Source organism: Mycobacterium sp. NPDC050441 (genome assembly GCF_040655355.1).
In the GTDB taxonomy this organism is placed as follows: domain Bacteria; phylum Actinomycetota; class Actinomycetes; order Mycobacteriales; family Mycobacteriaceae; genus Mycobacterium.
On record NZ_JBFAJS010000003.1, the window covers coordinates 519,315 to 537,992 of the forward strand.

The window sequence follows — 18,678 nt, forward strand, 5'->3', positions numbered from 1 at the left end:
TCCCACCAGGACAAAGGACACGCCGATGACCGCTTCCACGACCACTCCCCTCACTGTCACCAAGCTCGGCAGCCGAATCGGCGCCCGCATCGACGGCGTGAAACTGGGCGGGGACCTCGATGAGGCCACGGTCGCCGAGATCCGGCGCGCGCTGCTCGAGCACAAAGTGGTCTTCTTCGGCGGCCAGCACGGCCTGACCGACGAGGAGCACCACGCCTTCGCGCGACTGATGGGCAAGCCCGTCGGCCACCACGCACTCAAGCAGGCCGACGCCCCGATCATCACGCCGCTGGACTCCGAGTACGCCAAGGCCACTCGCTGGCACACCGACGTCACGTTCGTGCCGGACTACCCGGCTATCTCAATCCTGCGGGCGGTGACGCTGCCCGCATACGGCGGATCCACCCTGTGGGCATCGACCGTGGCCGCCTACGACCACTTGCCGGCACCGCTGAAAGCCCTCACCGAGAACCTTTGGGCCGTCCACAGCAACCGTTACGACTACGCAGCCGCATCGGTCGCCGCACTGAGCGACGAACAGCAGCAGATGAAGGCCGCGTTCGAGAAGCCGGACTTCCGCACCGAACACCCTGTGGTTCGGGTGCATCCGGAAACCGGTGAGCGCACCCTGGTGGCCGGCGACTTCACCCGCGGCTTCCTCGGCTTGGACAGCCATGAATCCGCTGCCCTGCTGGAGTTGCTGCAGCGTCGGATCACCGTTCCGGAGAACACGATTCGCTGGAACTGGGCTCCCGGCGACGTCGCGATGTGGGACAACCGGGCCACCCAGCACCGTGCGGTCGACGACTACGACGATCAGCGCCGGGTGATGCACCGTGTGACGCTTTCCGGTGATGTTCCCGTCGACATCCACGGGCAGCCCAGCCGCCCCCTCGCGGACGCCGCGCTACTGCAGGCGGTCTGACTACATCTTGATCGCCGGCATCAGCCTGGTCATGTTCCACAGCCGGTTGCGCCTGGCCGACAAGGCCGAGATGGTCAGGGCACCCGCCCAGATCGCCAGGAGTGCGATGATCGCCTGCCAGAGCCGGTGGTCGATCCCACCCAGGATGAGCTGTCGTAATCCGTTGACGCCGTACGTCATCGGATCGTAGCTGTGAAACACCTGGAACGGCCGTGACGTGGTCTCCACCGGGTACATCCCGCCGGCGCTGACCAACTGGAGCATGAGCAGGGCCATCAGCAGCACCCGCCCCACCGCGGGGCCGACGAGGGCGTTGACCGCTTGCGTCGCGGCCACAAAGGCGCACGACACCAGGATCATGAAGCCCAGCATCGCTACCGGGTGCACCACCTGCATGCCGAGCGCGAACCGCACCACGCAGTACAGAATGATCGCCTGGAACACCCCGATGACCGCGGCGGGCAGGTAGCTGGCGAGCACCACCCTGATCGCCAGCACCTCCGCGGCAATCGGTCGGTTCTGCAACGGCCGCAACACCATCCACAGCACGAGCGCACCGAAGAACAGGGCGAGCGTGATGAAGAACGGCGCCATCCCGGTGCCGAAATTGGGCGCGGAGTTCTCAGCCGAGTTCTGCAGGTGAACCGGGCCGCCGATGGTGTCGGCGATCGCCTCCTTCTGCGCGGGAGTCCAATCCGGCACCTGCCCGGCACCGTCGGCGAGCTTGGCGGCCAGCTCGGCCGATCCGCTACGCAACTGGGTGGTGCCGGATTTCAGCTGCCCGGCACCTGTGTCGAGTTTGGCTATCCCACTGGCCAATTCGGCGTTGCCAGAGGCGAGCTGCTGGGCTCCACCGCGCAGCTGGTTCAGTTTGGCGCTGAGATCGGAGTTCTTACTGCCCACCTGATCAAGCGCGGAGTTCAGCGGGCTGCCGGGGTTACGCAGTGATGAGGTCATCGAGATCGCCGCGTTCTCGGCGTCGGTGAGCTGCTGGCGAATCTGCGGCGTGAACTGGTGGGCCCGAAGGTCATCCGCCACCCCGCGCAGCGTTCCGGCGGCATTGTTTGCGATCGGATCGGGGCTGGTCGACAGCTGGTCGATCACCGAAGTCAGCGCCGTCGCGGCGGAGTCCTGCGCACCGGTGATGGCGCCGATCTGGTCATTGGCCTGCCGCAGCGCTACGGTGCCGTCTTCCAATTTCTGCGTGTCGCCGCCGATCTTCGACAGCGCCGAGGTCACCGCGACCAGCGGATCAGTGGCCTTGTTGATCCCATCGGAGAGCTGCTTGGCGCCGGTGGCCAGCTGCGCCGAGCCGGACCGTGCGTCGTGCAGCCCGGCCGCCAGCTGACCGGCGCCGTCATCGACTTTCACTGCCCCGTCGGCGAGTTGGGCCGCGCCGTCGGCGGCCTGCTTGATCCCCGCACCGGAGCTGACCACGACCGAGAGCACCTGGTTGACCGCCTGGCCCGAGATCCGCGTCGACACCGCATTGAGCACCTGGTCGATCGCGGTGCGGCCGATGTTCGACGAGATGTAGTTGTTGGCGTCGTTGTAGACCGCATTCAGGTTGGCCTGTTTGGGCGTTCCGGTCAGCGGTGATGCGATCGCCTCACTGAAATCCGGGGGCAGCTCGAGCATGAAGTAGTACGTGCCGTGGTCGACGCCACTGCGCGCCTCTTCCTCATCCACCACATGCCAGTTCAGGCTGGCATCGTCGGTCAAGCTCTTGGCGATCTCGGCGCCGACATTGACCTGCTGTCCCGACACCACGGCACCCCGGTCCGAATTGACCAGTGCCACCGGCATTTTGTCGACCTGACCGAAGGGATCCCAGTAGGCCCAGAGGTACAGCGCGCCGTAGACGAGCGGCAGCAGCATCAGCACCACGATCGCGGCCCGGGTCATCCGGCTGCGGCCGAAGCGTTTGATTTCCGAGCCGAAGGCGAGACCGGCAGCCGGGGGGCCGAAGGCACGCCCGGCTGCTGGGGATGAGCCGCTTGCGCGAAGACGATTCAGCATCAGGAGTTCTTTCCGGTAAGGATGCGGTGGTCGTGCAGACCGTGGTCGGGAGCTTCATGGCCGAGCGGATTGGTCACGCCGACAACGACACTGCGCTGCGTCGCGATGGCACCGAGCCGCTCGACCGCGATCGCGCGCCGGCAGTTGTCCCTGACCTGCTCGAGATCTCCGACCACCAGGATCGGGCGATTCGAGAACAGCGCCAGGGTGACCTTCAGCAGGAACAGGTCGAGGTCGGACAGTTCACTGATGTAGGTCTCCGGTGCGGGCGGCGTCAGTTCTCCGAACACCTCCCGTAGCGCGGATTGACCGGCCTCGGCCGGCACCCGCCGGTACCACGGGGCCAGCCATCGGCGTTGCTCGGCGAGCACCGTCCGAACGGTGACCGAGTCCTCGAGTTCGTCGATGTCGGCGAAGGCCGCGATCGCGCAGTGCCGCCGGATGTCGCGGGGACGAGACTCACCGCAGACCGTCACGGTGCCGTGGGTGGGCGCCAGGCGTCCGGCCAGTGTCAGCAGCAGAGCGGTCTGACCCCATCCCCCGGGCATCTGGATGGCGTGAAATCCAGGTGTGAGCTCCAGGTCGATGCCGGAGAACAGCGGGCCGTGCTCGCCGTCGACCCCGAGTCCGGCCGTGGTGATCTGCGGCGCATCCTCCGCGCCTTCCTCGTCGTCATGGACGTCCACTTCGGACGCCTCTTCGGACCCTGAGGACGTCTCGGCCACCTCGGTCTCCTTGGTGTCCGCGACGTCGTCCTTGTCTTCCATCTCCGACCTTTCGATACTCACTGGTATCCATTCGATACTAGCGAGTATTGTGTGGGTCATGACTGCTGTCAAACCGGCACGCACCCGCCCCACGCGCGATGAGGTTCGCGACCGGATCTTGGATGCCGCGCTAACGGTTTTCGCGGCCGAAGGATTCGCCGGAGCCACCATCGACGCCATCGGTCACGCCGCGGGGTTCACCAAGGGCGCGGTGTATTCCAATTTCGAATCCAAGGACGAGTTGTTCCTGGCCCTGCTGGACCGGCAGTTCGAGAGCCGCGGGGCACTCATCGCAACCGCGCTCGACAGTGGGCACGGCGACACCGCCGCGATCGCCGCAGCGCTGAGCCGCGCAACGCTGGACTCAATCCACGACCAGAACGAGTACCAGATCGTGCTGATCGAGTACTGGCTGCGCGCGGTACGCGATCCCGAGCTGCGCGAACGCCTGGTGGCCCGCCGCCGCACAGCCGCCGATCAAGCCCTGCGCATCGTCGAACAGGCGGGCACGTCACTGCCGGGGAAGCAGCTGTCGGCACTCGCCCAGTTGGTGGTCACGATCATCTCCGGTATCGCCACCGAGGAGGTGCTCCAACCGGGCACGATCGACATCGACACGCTGACCCGGCTGTTCACCGCGCTGCTGGAATCCACCCCCGACGGGGAGTAACCGCTCAGGCCAGCTTCTTGTGCATGGGCCGGCCGCCCGTGGCTTCGAAGATCACCCGCTTGCCGATCTCGACCGCGTGATCGGCGAACCTCTCGTAGTAGCGGCCCAACAGTGCAACGTCGACCGCCGAGCACACCCCGTCATCCCACTGACGGTCCAACAGCAGAGTGAACAAGTGCCGGTGCTCGGCGTCGACGGCGTCATCCTCATCACGCAGACGCGCGGCGACGTCGGGGTCCCGCGACACCAGCACGTCCTGGGCGGTCTGCGCCAACCCCACCGCCTGCGCACCCATCTCGGTGAAACTCGCCCGCACCTCGTCCGGCAGGGCGCAAACGGGATGACGCAGCCGGGAGATGTCGGCCACGTGGACCGCGAGCGCACCCATCCGATCGAGATCGGCCGCGATGTGCATCGAACCGACCACCGTGCGCAGCTCACTGGCCACGGGCTGCTGCAACACCAGCAGCCGAAAAGCCGACTCCTCGATGCGGCGGCCGGAGACGGCGATGTGTTCCTGGTCGGCGATGACCTGCTCGGCCAACGACAGATCCGATTCGAGCAGTGCCTGGTTGGCCCGCTGCATCGCACTGACCACCAGCCCGCACATCTCGGCGAGCTGGTCACACAAAGCCGCCAACTCGTCGTGGAACGCCTCGCGCATCGACCGCACCCTCCCCCGGGGCCCTCGCCGCCCCGGTGAGGGTTAGATACCCGGAATCGGGCGCGAGCTAACCCCCTGAGTTGACCGGCTCGATGGGCAGCCGCCGCAACCCGCCGGGCGCCTCGGCCGGCACCACAGGATGCTCGGGCGCGATCGGTGCCAGTTTCCGATACGGCTCATCCTGCCCCGGCCGCTCGTCGTCCTGCCCGTTGTTCGGCCAGAGCGACGCCGCGCGTTCGGCCTGCGCGGTGATCGACAGCGACGGATTCACCCCGAGGTTCGCCGAGATCGCCGCGCCGTCCATGACATAGAGCGTCGGGTAGTTGTACACACGCTGATACGGGTCGATGACGCCGTGCTCGGCGCTGTCGCCGATGGCCGCCCCGCCGAGGAAGTGCGCGGTGAGCGGGATGTTGAACAGCTCGCCCCAGGTGCCGCCTGCGACACCGTCGACCTTCTCCGCCATCCGCCTGGTGAACTCGTTGCCCACCGGGATCCACGTCGGATTCGGTTCGCCGTGGCCCTGTTTGGACGTCATCACCCGCTTGCCCCCGGGCCCACGCTTGGTGAAGGTGGTGATCGAGTTGTCCAGGTGCTGCATCACCAGCGCGATCACGGTGCGCTCGCTCCACCGCTGCGGGTTGAGGAGGCGGATCAGCTTGCGCGGATCCTGGCGACCCTGGTCCAGGAACTGCCGCCAGCGCGGCACATCCGTGCCCTGCGGCCCGGTGCCGTCGGTCATCAGCGTCTGCAGCAGGCCCATCGCGTTGGAACCCTTGCCGTAGCGCACCGGCTCGACGTGAGTATCGGCGGTGGGATGCACCGAGGAGGTGATGGCCACGCCGTGGGTGAGATCCATGCCGGGTGTCACCGTGAGGGTCTGCGCACCCACGATCGACTCGGAGTTGGTCCGGGTCAGCACGCCGAGTTTGGCCGAGAGCTTGTTCAGCTTGCCGGTATCGCGCATCTTGAACAGCAGCTTCTGGGTGTTGTAGGTCCCGGCCGCGAGAACCAGGTGCTTCGCGGTGAACGTCTTGCGCTTGCGACGCAGCTTGCTACCGGTGCGCACGGTGGCGACCTCCCACAGCCCGTCGGCACGCTGCTCGAAGCTCGTCACCGTGGTCATCGGATGCACTTGCGCCCCAGCCGATTCCGCCAGGCCGAGGTAGTTCTTGACAAGTGTGTTCTTGGCGCCGTGGCGGCAGCCGGTCATACATTCCCCACACTCGATACACCCGGTGCGGGCCGGACCGGCTCCACCGAAGTAGGGGTCCGGCACCGTCTTGCCGGGAGTTATCTCACCGTCGAGACCGAAGAACACCCCGACCGGCGTGGCGACGAACGTATCCCCGCAACCCATGTCGTCGGCGACCTCTTTGACGATGCGGTCCGCGTCGGTGAAGGTCGGGTTCTTCACCACCCCGAGCATCCGCTGGGCCTGGTCGTAGTGCGGCATCAGCTCGGCCCGCCAGTCGGTGATGTCCTTCCACTGCGGGTCGTTGAAGAACGGGTCCGGCGGCACGTACAGGGTGTTGGCGTAGTTCAGCGATCCGCCGCCCACACCGGCGCCGGCCAGGATCATCACATTGCGCAGCAAGTGGATGCGCTGGATGCCGTACATGCCCAGCTGCGGTGCCCAGAGGAACTTCCGCAGGTCCCAGGAGGTCTTGGCGAAGTCCGCATCGGCGAACCGCTGGCCGGCCTCGAGTACACCGACTCGATAGCCCTTCTCGGTGAGCCGCAGCGCACTGACGCTGCCGCCGAATCCCGAACCGATCACCAAGACGTCATAGTCAGGCTGCATGCCCATAAGTATGGACCTACCGAGAGGTAACTTTCTAGACAGGAAGCCCTAACTTGTAAAGAAGCCTGTGCTTCCTGGGTCGGCCATTTCTACGCCAGGGTCGTGGTCGAACGCTTGAGACAACCCTGGCGCAGAAAGCGGATCGAGCCGACGCTGGAGATCAGCTCCCGACGCTCAGGCCCACCTTCTGGAACTCCTTGAGATCGCAGTACCCGGCTTTGGCCATCGACCGACGCAGGCCACCGACCAGGTTCAACGACCCGAACGGGTCATCGGACGGCCCGGTCAGCACCTGCTCCAGGCCCGGCCGCTCCCCGACCGCCACCTGCAGCAGCGCCCCGCGCGGCAACGACGGGTGCGCAGCCGCGGTCGGCCAGAACCAGCCGGCGCCCTGAGCCTCGGCAGCCACCGCCAGCGGCGTGCCCAGCACGACGGCGTCGGCACCGCAGGCGATCGCCTTGGCCAGGTCACCGGAGGTGTGGATGTCGCCGTCGGCCAGCACGTGCACGTAGCGGCCGCCGGTCTCGTCGAGGTATTCCCGACGGGCAGCCGCCGCGTCGGCGATCGCTGTGGCCATCGGCACGCTGATGCCGAGCACCTCGTCGCTGGTGGTGACCCCGGCCGTGGAGCCGTAGCCGACGATCACGCCGGCCGCGCCGGTGCGCATCAGGTGCAGGGCAGTGCGATGGTCGAGCACGCCGCCGGCCACCACCGGTATGTCGAGTTCGGAGATGAAGGTCTTCAAGTTGAGCGGCTCGCCGTCGGAGGCAACCCGCTCGGCGGAGATGATGGTGCCCTGGATGACCAGCAGGTCGATCCCGGCGGCCACCAGCGTCGGGGTCAGCGCCTGGGCGTTCTGCGGGCTGACGCGGACCGCGACCGTCACGCCGGCCTCACGGATACGGGCCACCGCCGCGCCGAGCAGCTCGGGATCCAGCGGCGCGGCATGCAGCTGCTGCAGCATCCGGATCGCGGCCGAATCGTCAGGTGCCGACGCCGCGACGTCCAGCACCTGGGCGATCTTCTCCTCGACATCGGCGTGCCGGCCGATCAGGCCCTCGCCGTTGAGCACGCCGAGACCGCCGAGCCGGCCCATCTCGATCGCGAACTCCACCGACACCAGGGAATCGGTCGGGTGTGCGATGACCGGGACCTCGAAGCGGTAGGCATCGAGCTGCCAGGCCGTCGAGACGTCCTTCGACGAGCGGGTGCGCCGCGAGGGCACGATCGTGACGTCGTCGAGCTCATAGGTGCGGCGGGCGGTTCTGCCCATGCCGATTTCAACCATGTCGCGCATGACTGTTCTTAGTCTCCTGCCCCACCGGTTCAGCGGGTGTAGTAGTTGGGGGCCTCGACAGTCATGGTGATGTCGTGCGGGTGGCTTTCCTTCAACCCGGCCGCCGTGATCTGGACGAACTGCGCCTGCTGCAACTGCTCGATGGTCGCCGAGCCGGTGTAGCCCATGGCTGCCCGCAACCCGCCCGTCAGCTGATGGATCACCGACCCCAGCGGGCCGCGGAACGGCACCCGGCCCTCGATGCCCTCGGGCACCAGCTTGTCCTCGGAGAGCACATCGTCCTGGAAGTAGCGGTCCTTGGAGTAGGACTTGCCACCGCCGCGTCCCTGCATGGCACCCAGTGAGCCCATGCCGCGGTAACTCTTGAACTGCTTGCCGTTGACGAAGATCAGGTCACCGGGTGATTCGGCGGTGCCGGCCAGCAGCGAGCCCAGCATGGCCGTCGATGCGCCGGCCGCCAGCGCCTTGGCGATGTCGCCCGAGTACTGCAGGCCGCCGTCGGCGATCACCGGGACGCCGTAGGGGCGACAGGCTGCCACCGCCTCCAAGATGGCGGTGATCTGCGGGGCGCCGACACCGGCGACCACACGGGTGGTGCAGATCGAGCCGGGACCCACACCGACCTTGACGGCGTCGGCGCCGGCCTGCACCAGCGCAGCGGCCGCGGCACGGGTCGCGACGTTCCCGCCGACGACCTCGACACGGTTTCCCACGGTCTGCTTCAACCGCGCCACCATGTCGAGCACGCCACGGTTGTGGGCGTGGGCGGTGTCGACGATCAGCACGTCGACTCCGGCGTCGACCAGTGTCATGGCCCGCGCCCAGGCGTCATCGCCGACGCCGACCGCGGCGCCGACCAGCAGCCGGCCGTCGCTGTCCTTGGTCGACAACGGGAACTGCTCGGTCTTGACGAAGTCCTTGACCGTGATCAGGCCGGTCAGCTTGCCGTGTCCGTCGACGATCGGCAGCTTCTCGATCTTGTGGCGGCGCAGCAGGCCCAGCGCAGCCTCGGCGGACACGCCTTCTTGCGCGGTGATCAGCGGCACCTTGGTCATCACCTCGGCGACGGGCTTGTTCTCGTCGACCTCGAAGCGCATGTCGCGGTTGGTGATGATCCCGACGAGCTGCCCAGCCTCGTCGACGACCGGGAGACCGGAGATCCGGAACCGGGCGCACATCGCGTCGACCTCGGCCAGGGTGTTCGTCGGCGAGCAGGTCACCGGGTCGGTGACCATACCGGCCTCGGACCGCTTCACCGTCTCCACCTGGGCGGCCTGTTCGGCGGCCGGAAGGTTGCGGTGCAGCACACCCATGCCCCCGGCGCGGGCCATCGCGATGGCCATCCGCGATTCGGTGACGGTGTCCATCGCGGAGCTCACCATCGGCACCCGCAGACGGATGTTCCGGGTCAGCTGGCTCGAGGTGTCAGCGGTGGCCGGGACTACATCAGAGGCAGCCGGCAGCAGCAGCACATCATCAAAGGTGAGACCGAGCATTGCGATCTTGGTGGGATCGTCGCCGCCGGTGGGCACCGGTACGGCGATGGGAACGCTGCTTTCAGCGATCGACATGGGTGGGGCCTCCAGTGGCAGGCGTGGGGCTTATAACCCGATTCTATCGGCTCCGATATTGACAGTGATGTTGCCGCTCCTTGCACCTCACGGCGCAGATCACGGCCCGCATCAGGACGGCTGGCGCGATACCTGTACGGCTGCGTAGTGTGGGACTCGTGCGTGACCACCTCCCCCCTGGTTTGCCGCCCGATCCGTTTGCCGATGATCCTTGCGATCCTTCTGCTGCGCTGGACGCGATCGAGCCGGGCCAGCCTCTGGACCCCCAGGAACGGACGGCTGTCGAGGCTGATCTAGCCGATCTCGCGGTGTACGAGGCGCTGTTGGCGCACAAGGGAATTCGTGGTCTCGTCGTGTGCTGCGACGAATGCCAGCAGGACCATTACCACGACTGGGACATGCTGCGCGCCAACCTGCTGCAGCTGCTTGTCGACGGCACGGTGCGCCCGCACGAGCCAGCATACGACCCCGAACCCGATGCCTACGTGACATGGGACTACTGCCGCGGCTACGCCGACGCATCCCTCAACGAAGCCACCTCGGACACCGACGGCTACCGCTGACCGCCGCCGCCTAGCCCCGGCAACAGGGGCACCTCGATAGCCGGCATAGCCGGACCCTCTCCGCTGTGCCCGCCCGACGGGCTTTCGTGACTTCCGCCACTGCCAGTCTCTGCAGGCGCGGCCGGTGTCGTGCGCGCCGGCGGTGCTGACGGCACAGATGTCGGCTCCACGGTCGGCGCGACCGTCGTGGTGGTCGCCGGAGGAGCTTCGGCCGCCGGCGCCGCCGAAGTGGTCGGAGCCGACGATGTGTGCGTCACCGACGTCTGTGGTGCGGATGACGACGACGCCGTCGCAGGAGCCGACGCGCTCGTCGTCGGCTCAGCACTGCTCGACGGCGTCGGTGCCGCGGTCGAGGACGACGGGGTCGACGGCTGAGTGGTCGTCGGTTGGGACGTCGGGTTCTCCGACGGCGACGTGGATGGCGTGGACGTCTCCGAACCCGGGCTGGGCTCTGTCGGCGAGGTCGACGGGCCCGTCGTCGCCGGTGTGGACGTCGGGGTCTCCCCCGGCGTGCTCGCGGTCGGCGACGGCGTCGTCGTCACCGTCACCTCGGGCAACACCACCGGCGGCGCATCGGGCGGCACGGTCGCGTTCGGGTCGCGGTTCTCCACCTTGACCGACAGCTGCTGCCACTGGTCGACGAGTTCCTGCTTGCGCTGCTCGTCGCCGACGGTGGCAACCGTGGTGGTGATGGTCTGCAACTTCTGCTGGGCCTGTTCCCACTGCCCGTCGTCGATCATCTGCTGGACCTGTTTGAGCTCGCTCGACGCCAGCTCGACCCCCACGTCGCGGGTCACCGGCGCTGACCCGAAGACCAGTCCGCGCACGCCGTACAGGGCATCGCCCGGGCCGGAGCCGTACACGGCCGCCCCGAACCCGCCGAGGCACAGCACGGCGGCGGCCATCGACCCCACCAGCGCCATCGGGAAACGCACGCGCCCGTGCGCCGTGGCCTTGTCGAGCGCCTTGACGGCCTCGCGCGGCGTCGCGATACCCGACATCGGGGTGCGGCGTGCGTCGTCGCGCCACCCGGTCAGCAGGACGGCCAGTTCGGCCTCCTCCCGGTCGGTCGCATAGACCTGATGCTCGAGGGACAGCGCCTCGATGAATTTCTCGGACCGGTTGATCTCGTTGAGGGACGGATCACCACCGTTTGAGGTCCAGCGGCCGAAGTCAGGCATGATCCCGCCCCGTCGCCATGATCTCGTTCTTCAGCCGGGCCAGTGCACGGTGCTGGGCGACACGAACGGCGCCGGCGGTGCTCCCGACGGCCTCAGCGGTCTCCTCGGCACTCATCCCGACCACGACACGCAGGATCAGGATCTCGCGCTGTTTCTCGGGCAGCACGGACAGCAGCCGGGCCATCCGTTCAGAAGATTCGGTGTCGAGAGCGGACTGCTCGGGCCCCGCGTCAAGGGAAAACCGCTCGGGCACCACCTCGGTGGGCTCGGCACGGTTCCTGGCTGCCGCGCGATGCGCGTCAGCAACCTTGTGCGCAGCGATGCCGTAGACAAAGGCCAGGAACGGGCGTCCCTGATCTTTGTAGCGCGGCAGCGCCGTAATGGCGGCCAAGCACACCTCCTGCGCAACGTCATCAGCTGACAGACCACTGCGCTCGGTCGCCCCCACCCTCGCCCGGACATAACGAACGACGATCGGCCGAATGATCTCCAGCACTTCCGAGAGCGCGTTCCGATCACCTGCCACTGCCTCAGCAACGACAATGTCGAGACGGTCTCCCGAACTTGTCATCGTGGGCGATCTCTCCAGCGTTACGTTGCACCGACACTCGCGTCGATTGGCTCAGCTAAACAATAACGATCAACGAAGGCGGAACCGTGCCGGTGCCGGTTCTAGGCGCCGGCCCACACGCCGCCTCTGCGACGCACAGTATCGGCGCTGAGGTCCCGGATCCGGCTGATTTGGGCAGCGTCGTGCGTGCTACTTCCGATGTCGGCCAGCACGCAGGCCAGCGCCCAGCGCAGCGGGATCAGCCCAGATTTCTCGGTGGCCGGCAGTGCCGCGTCGGCGACCTCCCGGGCGGCGTCGAACTCGCCGGCGCTGCACAGCGCCGCGGCCAGCACGACTTCAGATTTGACGACGTGGCGCGTCGAGCTGTGTCCGGCCGCCGCCGCGATACCGCGACGGGCATGCTGAACGGCCGCGGAGCCATCGCCCTGAACCATCGCCAGTTCGGCACTCACCCACGACAGCCGGATCCACTGTCGCGAGTCGCCGGGAGTGTCGATGGCACGCGCGCGGTCGAGCAGTCGGGCCGATACGCCGAACCGACCGATCCCGAGGGCATCCGCGGCGAGCCCGACGAGCGCATCGGCAGCGGCCTCGTCGTCGTCACCGCGATGAGCCCACGCTTGACCGTCGGCGCCACGAGCGCGGGTGTGCCCGCCCAGCTGGCGAAGAAACGAAGCGCGGGTGCTGTGCGCCAGCGACACCAACGGACCGGAGTGCTGACACCGCAGGATCTCGGCAAGATCGGTGAGCGCGCAGGCGTACCGCCCCTGCCCACCTGCGGCGACTGCCCGCAGCCAGCGCTCGTGCGGGGTGGTCGCGCTGGGCAGCGGCCAGCGGCCGGGGTCGGCCCCGAAAGCGGCGTCAGCCAGGGCTCCGGCGCCCTCTGCGATTGCGGTCATCGGTCAGCGACGCTATCAATACGGCCGGTATTGCCAGGCTCGCGGGCAACCCGGTACCGACGGATACGCCGAAATTCAGGTTGCGGGCGACTATTAGTTAACAATTAATGGCCCGAATGTTAATGGCAGGTCAACTAACTATCGACTGCCCGGAATAGCGTCCGGCGCCCCCGCCGGTCCGAGCAGGCAAAACCTGAAGACCTCTAGCAGATCCTTAACACCGATGTCTCAGTCACTGCGTCACAATGATGAACGTGATGTAAATTCTCGACCTGCGGTTATGTCCTTTGGCACACCCGCAAGGTATTGACTCGCTTTATCGGACCCCCCTAGTTTGTGTGCACGAGCGGTCATCGGCGACATGAGCTCAGTTCGGTTCCACCGACTCATACCCGCCCACTTCTGGCGAAATGGGCGAGCAGAGAGGGGTTTTCCAAATGCCGCAGCCGCAGCAACTTCCCGGACCCAATGCGGATATCTGGGATTGGCAAATGCAGGGACTTTGCCGTGGAGTCGATTCGTCGGTGTTCTTCCATCCCGACGGCGAGCGTGGGCGCGCCCGGGCGCAGCGTGAGGTGCGCGCCAAGGAGATGTGCCGCAGCTGCCCGGTGATCACCCAGTGCCGCACCCACGCGCTCGCCGTCGGCGAACCGTATGGCATCTGGGGCGGCTTGAGCGAGTCCGAGCGCGAGCTCTTGCTCAAGCGGGGCATCCGCCGCAGCGCCTGAGCCGCAGCAAACTCTCGAAGGCCCCATTCCGCGGTACGGAATGGGGCTTTCGTATGCGCCGAGCGCCTAACGCCGAACTACTAGTCAACGGCTAGGCCCGATGGTCGACCCCGTCGAAGACTTGGACCGTGTAGTCGAACACCGCTGGAGTGACACCGAGCTCACGCCCGAACGGATGATCCAGCCAGAAGATCAGGAAGAGCAGTAGCCCGAGCAGGATGGCGATCGCGCTCGACAGGATCATGTGATTGAACGTGTTACCGAGGTGGGTGTAGCCGGTGAGTCCGATGAGCAGCACGGCACCGAAAAGCAACCCACTCCACAGCAGTCCCGGAATCCGGGGCTTCGCGTCCAGCACGCGGGTGTTGCGTTGAGACGTCAAGACATTGAGTTGCTCGCGGATCTCCGCATTGATTGGGTCCGCACTCGGCGATTGCTGCTGCCCGAGCATGCCGTACATGTCGGTGATCGCGGCTCGCGCCGACGTACTCGCATCGCCGGTTCCCTGGCTGTCCCATTCGGCTTGCACGGCGGCGGTATACGTACGCAGCAGGTCTCTCATCGCGGTCTGCTCGGGCGCCGGCAGGCTCACCGTCTGCCGGTACATCGTCGCCAAGGTCGACGATTCGTTGGTCACGTTCGCCTCGGCCGATGAGAACTGTTCCCACGCAACGACAACGGTGAAACCGAGCAGGGCGCCATAGACCAGTGCGACAGTCGTCAGAAACGGCGACAGCGACCCCGTCTGCGGGGTGGCACCCGCGCGATAGACCGTCCTGTTGGCCAGCCACACGGCCCCGACCGCCAACGCAACCGACGCGCCGATCACCACGGTCAGGAACAGCCACAGACCTGGCAGTCCCAGTCCGGCCATCACTCACCTCCGCCGCACCACAGCCACCGGATCGGTCAGGGTGTCTCGGAAACTCCGCACCGCTGACGGAAATCGACGGAGGGCTGCTTGATGCGCTGAAGTTCGTCGCGAACCGTCTGGTTGGCCTCCAGATAGGTTCGAACCTTGTCGCTGATCTGGTCCTTGGGCTGGCCCTTGAGACCGGTGAAGAAATCGTTGACGTCGGGGTGGGCGATCAAGTAGTTCGACGTGTCGAAGGTGACACCGGACATGACGCGCGCCAACTCCGCGGCCGTGCACGGTGGCGGCACAGGCGCCGGCGGATCTGCTGTGGCAGTCGCTGCGGCCAGCAGCGTCAGGCCGGCGAGGGCGCCGGCGCCGATCGCTGCGCCCAGCGCGCGGGGGGTGACAAGTTGAGGCAACATGTTGGCTCCTTCAGCAAGTTGTCGACAGGTATCGCAATCTCTCAACGTGGCCTGATGCCACCGCCCCCACCGGGACGCCCCGGACCACCGGGACCGCCGGGACCGCCGATTCCAGGCCGGCCCGGGTTCCAGTCGACATCGAGATCCCAATCGGTGCCGCAATACCAGTCGTTTTCACAGGGATACGGCACTACCGCTGTGGCGGTCCTGGGCACTCCGTCAGCACCGCGTACGTCGCCCTGCGCGCAGACGGTGGCATAGCCCGAGCTGGTGCAGTCGGCCTTCGCCGCTGGTGCCGTGGTGACGAACCCGACCGGCACCAGCGCCCATACCGCTCCCAGAACCAGATAGCGCTGCGTCGACCGCATGGCTTTCCCCTTTTGCGTCCGCCTTGCACATGACTGGGGCCTGGCGACCCTCACGCCGCGACGCTATAGCCCATGACCTGCAAATACAGAGAAATTGACGCAATGGGAAAGCCGTCGGGCCAGAACTGTTCCTGTTTCAAACAACTGACGTAGTCGCACGACTAACGCCAGCCCGGGACGGGCCGTCTTCAGCAAACATGTAGACCGCCAATCCCGTTGCGGAGCGGGGGACTTCGTGTCGGGTGATCTGACTTCGGTCAGCCCGCCGCGAAGGCGCTCAGCGCCAGCACCGCGAGCGCAAGGAACGCAGCGGGAAAAGCGATGTTGTAGAACACCCGCGCGCGGATGTGGGTGATGACGGCGCCCACGAAAAACGCGATCAGCCCGATCGCCGCGGCGATGCCCAGCGGTGGAAAGGCCAATAGGCCCACGAGCAGTCCGACGGCGCCTGCGCCCTTGAGCAGCCCGAGCGTCGGTACCCAGGCCCGCGGGACGCCGACCTCTGCAGAGTTGGCCAGGACGAAGCGGACCCCGACGAGGTCCGCGAGAGCCATCGCCCCATTGGCCACGATGGCGATCGCGACGATCACGGCCGCGATCGTGCCGAGTTGTAGGGTCATGATGGTCGTCTCCCTGTTCGGTTGTTGTGGTGGTGGTTCACCTTGATGACGTTTCCCACGCCCGAAAGGTGACGGTGTGAACGACCTGGAGACCCTGGCCGCCCGATTCGAGGAGGATCGGCACCGGTCGACGTGACGTTGGCGGGCTAGGCGCCCGGAGGTGCTTGGAACCCGCCGATCTGTTGTTCGAGCAGTTCGGCCAGCCGCAGAGACGTGCGGTCCTCGAACATCGGACCGATGAGCTGGACTCCCACCGGCAGGCCCTCGGCGGACTGCCCCGCAGGTACGGCGGTAGCCGGCAGGCCGGGCATCGTGGCCGCACCGGCCCACACGAGCTGGTCGAAGAACGGGTACTCCACGCCGTCGACGTCGATCCGACGCTCCAGCAGATCTGGGTTGTGGTCGTGCGGGAACGCGGGCGTCGGCGTGATCGGGCACACCACGGCGTCGAACTGCTCGAACAGCTGCCGCCAGCCCTGACGGTGGAGCTCGCGCCGGTTGTTCAACTCGATCCAGTCGCGGTGGGTCAACACCATTCCGCGCAGCCGCGCCGCGTCGAGACTTCGGTCGTCTGTGCCCAGACCGGCCGCGAGGGTTTGCAGCTGCTCGTATGCGTCGACGGGGAATCGCGCCGAGGTGCTGGAAAACAGTAACTGCGTGTACAGCGACGCGGCTTCGGCCAGATCGGGCAGCAGTGGACTGTGTCGTTCGACGCGGGCACCGCTGGAGATGAGGGCGTCCGCCACCCGGTTGATGCCGGCGCGCACCGCGGCCCCGGTAGCAAGGAACGGGTGCTCGTCGAGGACCAAGACCCGGAAGTCGCCCAATTCCTCGTGGCGTGGGGGCGGCAGCGTCACGTTGTGTGCCACGCCGAGCGTCAGCGGGTCGGGTCCGACCATCACATCGAGCAGGAGTGTGAGGTCGCGGGCAGTGCGCGCCATCGGACCGACGACAGCGAGGTCGGCATCGACCGGCAGGGCCGGCGTAGGCGGCGGCGTCATACCGCGCAGCGGGGCCAGCCCGAGTGTCGGTTTGTGTGCGTAGACGCCGCAGAAGTGTGCGGGGGTGCGCAGCGAACCGGCGAGGTCGGAACCGATGGACAGGGCACCGAAACCGGCGGCCAGGGCCGCGGCCGAGCCACCGGAGGATCCGCCCGACGTACGGCCGTGATCCCACGGATTGTTGGTGGTGCCGTAGATCTCGTTGAAACTCTGCAAGTCTTGCAACCCCACAGGCACGTTGGTCTTACCGAGCACCACCGCGCCGGCGGCCTTGAGCCGCGACACCTGTAACGCGTCCTCGGCTGGCACAAAGTCCCGGTACTGCGGCATGCCCCAGGTAGTGGGCAGCCCGGCCATGTTGTAGGACTCCTTGACCGTCACCGGAATACCCAGCAGAGGCCGGTCCTCACCCCGGGTACGCGCCTGGTCGGCGCGTCGCGCGGCCTCCCGCGCGCGATCGAAGTCCGGCACACAGATCGCGTTGAGCGCCTTGTCATCCCGCTCGATCCTGGCGATCGCCGCCTCGGTCAGTTCCACCGAGGACACTTCACCGGCGCGCAACGCGGCCGCCAACTCGCCGGCCGACTGAAAATTCCACTCCATGAGTCCGACGCTAAAGGGCCGCCGCTGGAGCCATAAAATGCCGCTTCCCGCAACGGCCAGTTCTCAAGGCGAACAGTCGTGAAAGTGCCCTAAATCTGGCGGCAACTCATGCGACGATCCGTCTGCAGCCATCGATCGACTTGCGGAGGAGAGCGGCATGACAGCTGAGGATTCTGGGCGCGACACCGCATCACCGGTCGGTGTGGTGACCGTGGCCGAGACCGGCGCGGGCACCTACACCCAGCAGATCACCGCCGGGCGCCATCAATTCGTCGCCGACGAGCCTCTCCCGGTCGGCGGCGATGCCGGTCCGAATCCCTATGACCTGGTGCTGGCCGGTCTGGGTGCGTGTACGTCCATGACGGTGCGGATGTACGCCAACCGCAAGGGATGGCCGCTCGATCAGGTACGAGTGACGTTGCGGCACTCACGTATTCACGCCAAAGACTGCGCCGACTGCGAGACCGCCAAGGGCATGCTCGACCAGATCGATCGCGAGATCGAGCTGATCGGCGACCTCGACGACACCCAACGGCAACGGCTGATGGATATCGCCGAACGGTGTCCCGTACACCTGACCCTGACCTCTGAAGTCCACATCACCACGACTGAGCGCTGATCCGGCGGCGATTTCGTGAACTGAGTGCACCGACGCGATGTCCCAGCGTAGGAAGGTGTCATGACCGACAACTGGAATGACCAGATCATCGCCGAGTTCCGCACCAACGGGGGCAAGGTCGGCGGCCAGTTCGAGGGAGCGAACCTGCTCCTGCTGCACACCACCGGGGCCAAGTCCGGCAAGGAGCGCGTCAACCCGGTGATGGCTTTCGACATTGACGGGAAGCTGGCCGTCGTCGGCTCCTACGGTGGCGCCGACGTCGACCCGGCATGGTTGCACAATCTGCGGGCGCACCCCGACGCCCACATCGAAATCGGCACCGATGCCTACGACGTCCGGGCGCGGGAAATGTCGCTGGACGAGCGGGACGCCGCCTACCCGAGCATCGTCGAGCAGGCTCCGGGATTCGGGGAGTACCAAACCAAGACCGACCGCATCATCCCGGTGATCGAGCTGCAGCGCCGTTAGCCGTCAGCCGACCGCCGTCTGCGACCACGCCGCCACCGGCAGAGCCAGATGGACGCCGATTT

The 18,678-nt window shown here is 66.7% G+C and carries 20 protein-coding genes; 6 read left to right on the forward strand and 14 right to left on the reverse strand.

All coding sequences use genetic code 11. The features are described from left to right. Positions 1-25: 25 nt before the first annotated feature. Positions 26-925, forward strand: coding sequence for a TauD/TfdA family dioxygenase (locus tag AB0I14_RS11590; protein WP_358020515.1), 900 nt, complete (start codon positions 26-28; stop codon positions 923-925). Here AB0I14_RS11590 and AB0I14_RS11595 read toward each other — a convergent pair whose 3' ends face one another. Then, entirely contained in the window at positions 926-2,944 is a 2,019-nt protein-coding gene (locus tag AB0I14_RS11595) for a YhgE/Pip domain-containing protein (protein WP_358020518.1), read from the reverse strand. It abuts the gene before it with no gap. Further along, positions 2,944-3,711 (reverse strand): hypothetical protein, encoded by a 768-nt coding sequence (locus tag AB0I14_RS11600; protein ID WP_358020521.1) that lies wholly within the window; start codon positions 3,709-3,711, stop codon positions 2,944-2,946. Before AB0I14_RS11600 ends, AB0I14_RS11595 begins: the two co-directional genes overlap by 1 nt. Positions 3,712-3,757: 46 nt before the next feature. Between AB0I14_RS11600 and AB0I14_RS11605 the strand changes: the two genes are divergently transcribed. After that, positions 3,758-4,381 carry a TetR/AcrR family transcriptional regulator gene (locus AB0I14_RS11605; protein ID WP_358021264.1) on the forward strand — a complete coding sequence of 208 codons (624 nt, stop codon included), beginning with the start codon at positions 3,758-3,760 and terminating at the stop codon, positions 4,379-4,381. Positions 4,382-4,385: 4 nt separating this feature from the next. Here AB0I14_RS11605 and phoU read toward each other — a convergent pair whose 3' ends face one another. The 4 genes from phoU to guaB form a co-directional block, all read right to left on the reverse strand. Beyond that, entirely contained in the window at positions 4,386-5,045 is a 660-nt protein-coding gene (gene phoU / locus AB0I14_RS11610) for a phosphate signaling complex protein PhoU (RefSeq protein ID WP_358020524.1), read from the reverse strand. A gap of 67 nt (positions 5,046-5,112) precedes the next feature. Further along, complete coding sequence (locus AB0I14_RS11615) at positions 5,113-6,849, reverse strand: GMC family oxidoreductase (RefSeq protein ID WP_358020527.1); 1,737 nt, start codon at positions 6,847-6,849, stop codon at positions 5,113-5,115. A gap of 160 nt (positions 6,850-7,009) precedes the next feature. Further along, a complete protein-coding gene (locus tag AB0I14_RS11620) occupies positions 7,010-8,137 on the reverse strand; it encodes a GuaB3 family IMP dehydrogenase-related protein (RefSeq protein ID WP_358021267.1) in 1,128 nt (375 codons plus the stop codon). Positions 8,138-8,175: 38 nt separating this feature from the next. Continuing rightward, positions 8,176-9,717 carry an IMP dehydrogenase gene (gene guaB, locus AB0I14_RS11625; RefSeq protein ID WP_358020530.1) on the reverse strand — a complete coding sequence of 514 codons (1,542 nt, stop codon included), beginning with the start codon at positions 9,715-9,717 and terminating at the stop codon, positions 8,176-8,178. A gap of 158 nt (positions 9,718-9,875) precedes the next feature. Between guaB and AB0I14_RS11630 the strand changes: the two genes are divergently transcribed. After that, on the forward strand, positions 9,876-10,280 hold the full coding sequence (locus AB0I14_RS11630; RefSeq protein WP_003882245.1) for a DUF5319 domain-containing protein: 405 nt from the start codon (positions 9,876-9,878) through the stop codon (positions 10,278-10,280). On the opposite strand, the gene AB0I14_RS11635 is transcribed toward AB0I14_RS11630, so the two are convergent. The 3 genes from AB0I14_RS11635 to AB0I14_RS11645 all read right to left on the reverse strand — a co-directional run bounded on the left by AB0I14_RS11635 (position 10,271) and on the right by AB0I14_RS11645 (position 12,931). Then, on the reverse strand, positions 10,271-11,461 hold the full coding sequence (locus AB0I14_RS11635) for an anti-sigma-D factor RsdA (RefSeq protein WP_358020536.1): 1,191 nt from the start codon (positions 11,459-11,461) through the stop codon (positions 10,271-10,273). The genes AB0I14_RS11630 and AB0I14_RS11635 overlap by 10 nt on opposite strands. Continuing rightward, on the reverse strand, positions 11,454-12,032 hold the full coding sequence (locus AB0I14_RS11640; RefSeq protein ID WP_358020539.1) for a sigma-70 family RNA polymerase sigma factor: 579 nt from the start codon (positions 12,030-12,032) through the stop codon (positions 11,454-11,456). The genes AB0I14_RS11635 and AB0I14_RS11640 overlap by 8 nt, the downstream gene beginning before the upstream one ends. A gap of 101 nt (positions 12,033-12,133) precedes the next feature. Continuing rightward, entirely contained in the window at positions 12,134-12,931 is a 798-nt protein-coding gene (locus AB0I14_RS11645; RefSeq protein ID WP_358020542.1) for a hypothetical protein, read from the reverse strand. A gap of 437 nt (positions 12,932-13,368) precedes the next feature. Between AB0I14_RS11645 and AB0I14_RS11650 the strand changes: the two genes are divergently transcribed. Beyond that, entirely contained in the window at positions 13,369-13,659 is a 291-nt protein-coding gene (locus AB0I14_RS11650; protein ID WP_055111427.1) for a WhiB family transcriptional regulator, read from the forward strand. A gap of 91 nt (positions 13,660-13,750) precedes the next feature. On the opposite strand, the gene AB0I14_RS11655 is transcribed toward AB0I14_RS11650, so the two are convergent. From AB0I14_RS11655 to AB0I14_RS11675, 5 genes are all read right to left on the reverse strand, one after another. Further along, on the reverse strand, positions 13,751-14,533 hold the full coding sequence (locus AB0I14_RS11655) for a DUF4239 domain-containing protein (RefSeq protein WP_358020545.1): 783 nt from the start codon (positions 14,531-14,533) through the stop codon (positions 13,751-13,753). Between the two features lie 35 nt (positions 14,534-14,568). Continuing rightward, positions 14,569-14,937 (reverse strand): heme-binding protein, encoded by a 369-nt coding sequence (locus AB0I14_RS11660; protein WP_358020548.1) that lies wholly within the window; start codon positions 14,935-14,937, stop codon positions 14,569-14,571. Positions 14,938-14,978: 41 nt separating this feature from the next. Continuing rightward, positions 14,979-15,305, reverse strand: coding sequence for a hypothetical protein (locus AB0I14_RS11665; protein WP_358020551.1), 327 nt, complete (start codon positions 15,303-15,305; stop codon positions 14,979-14,981). Between the two features lie 257 nt (positions 15,306-15,562). After that, entirely contained in the window at positions 15,563-15,925 is a 363-nt protein-coding gene (locus tag AB0I14_RS11670; RefSeq protein WP_358020554.1) for a DoxX family protein, read from the reverse strand. Positions 15,926-16,071: 146 nt separating this feature from the next. Further along, positions 16,072-17,529: an amidase gene (locus AB0I14_RS11675; protein ID WP_358020557.1), complete on the reverse strand. Its 1,458-nt coding sequence runs from the start codon at positions 17,527-17,529 to the stop codon at positions 16,072-16,074. A 157-nt stretch (positions 17,530-17,686) separates the two neighbouring features. Here AB0I14_RS11675 and AB0I14_RS11680 point away from each other — a divergent pair, with 157 nt between their 5' ends. Further along, positions 17,687-18,148, forward strand: coding sequence for an OsmC family protein (locus AB0I14_RS11680; RefSeq protein ID WP_358020560.1), 462 nt, complete (start codon positions 17,687-17,689; stop codon positions 18,146-18,148). A gap of 60 nt (positions 18,149-18,208) precedes the next feature. Further along, positions 18,209-18,616 carry a nitroreductase family deazaflavin-dependent oxidoreductase gene (locus AB0I14_RS11685; RefSeq protein WP_358020563.1) on the forward strand — a complete coding sequence of 136 codons (408 nt, stop codon included), beginning with the start codon at positions 18,209-18,211 and terminating at the stop codon, positions 18,614-18,616. Positions 18,617-18,678: the final 62 nt, after the last annotated feature.

Bases quoted from the DNA above. Each gene is read 5' to 3' on its own strand.
- AB0I14_RS11670 (WP_358020554.1), bottom strand. From the start codon at position 15,925: ATGACCCTACAACTCGGCACGATCGCGGCCGTGATCGTCGCGATCGCC.
- AB0I14_RS11645 (WP_358020542.1), bottom strand. From the start codon at position 12,931: ATGACCGCAATCGCAGAGGGCGCCGGAGCCCTGGCTGACGCCGCTTTC.
- AB0I14_RS11680 (WP_358020560.1), top strand. From the start codon at position 17,687: ATGACAGCTGAGGATTCTGGGCGCGACACCGCATCACCGGTCGGTGTG.
- phoU (WP_358020524.1), bottom strand. From the start codon at position 5,045: ATGCGCGAGGCGTTCCACGACGAGTTGGCGGCTTTGTGTGACCAGCTC.
- AB0I14_RS11615 (WP_358020527.1), bottom strand. From the start codon at position 6,849: ATGCAGCCTGACTATGACGTCTTGGTGATCGGTTCGGGATTCGGCGGC.
- guaB (WP_358020530.1), bottom strand. From the start codon at position 9,717: ATGTCGATCGCTGAAAGCAGCGTTCCCATCGCCGTACCGGTGCCCACC.
- AB0I14_RS11660 (WP_358020548.1), bottom strand. From the start codon at position 14,937: ATGTTGCCTCAACTTGTCACCCCCCGCGCGCTGGGCGCAGCGATCGGC.
- AB0I14_RS11590 (WP_358020515.1), top strand. From the start codon at position 26: ATGACCGCTTCCACGACCACTCCCCTCACTGTCACCAAGCTCGGCAGC.
- AB0I14_RS11655 (WP_358020545.1), bottom strand. From the start codon at position 14,533: ATGGCCGGACTGGGACTGCCAGGTCTGTGGCTGTTCCTGACCGTGGTG.
- AB0I14_RS11640 (WP_358020539.1), bottom strand. From the start codon at position 12,032: ATGACAAGTTCGGGAGACCGTCTCGACATTGTCGTTGCTGAGGCAGTG.
- AB0I14_RS11675 (WP_358020557.1), bottom strand. From the start codon at position 17,529: ATGGAGTGGAATTTTCAGTCGGCCGGCGAGTTGGCGGCCGCGTTGCGC.
- AB0I14_RS11600 (WP_358020521.1), bottom strand. From the start codon at position 3,711: ATGGAAGACAAGGACGACGTCGCGGACACCAAGGAGACCGAGGTGGCC.
- AB0I14_RS11595 (WP_358020518.1), bottom strand. From the start codon at position 2,944: ATGCTGAATCGTCTTCGCGCAAGCGGCTCATCCCCAGCAGCCGGGCGT.
- AB0I14_RS11620 (WP_358021267.1), bottom strand. From the start codon at position 8,137: ATGGTTGAAATCGGCATGGGCAGAACCGCCCGCCGCACCTATGAGCTC.
- AB0I14_RS11685 (WP_358020563.1), top strand. From the start codon at position 18,209: ATGACCGACAACTGGAATGACCAGATCATCGCCGAGTTCCGCACCAAC.
- AB0I14_RS11635 (WP_358020536.1), bottom strand. From the start codon at position 11,461: ATGCCTGACTTCGGCCGCTGGACCTCAAACGGTGGTGATCCGTCCCTC.
- AB0I14_RS11650 (WP_055111427.1), top strand. From the start codon at position 13,369: ATGCCGCAGCCGCAGCAACTTCCCGGACCCAATGCGGATATCTGGGAT.
- AB0I14_RS11665 (WP_358020551.1), bottom strand. From the start codon at position 15,305: ATGCGGTCGACGCAGCGCTATCTGGTTCTGGGAGCGGTATGGGCGCTG.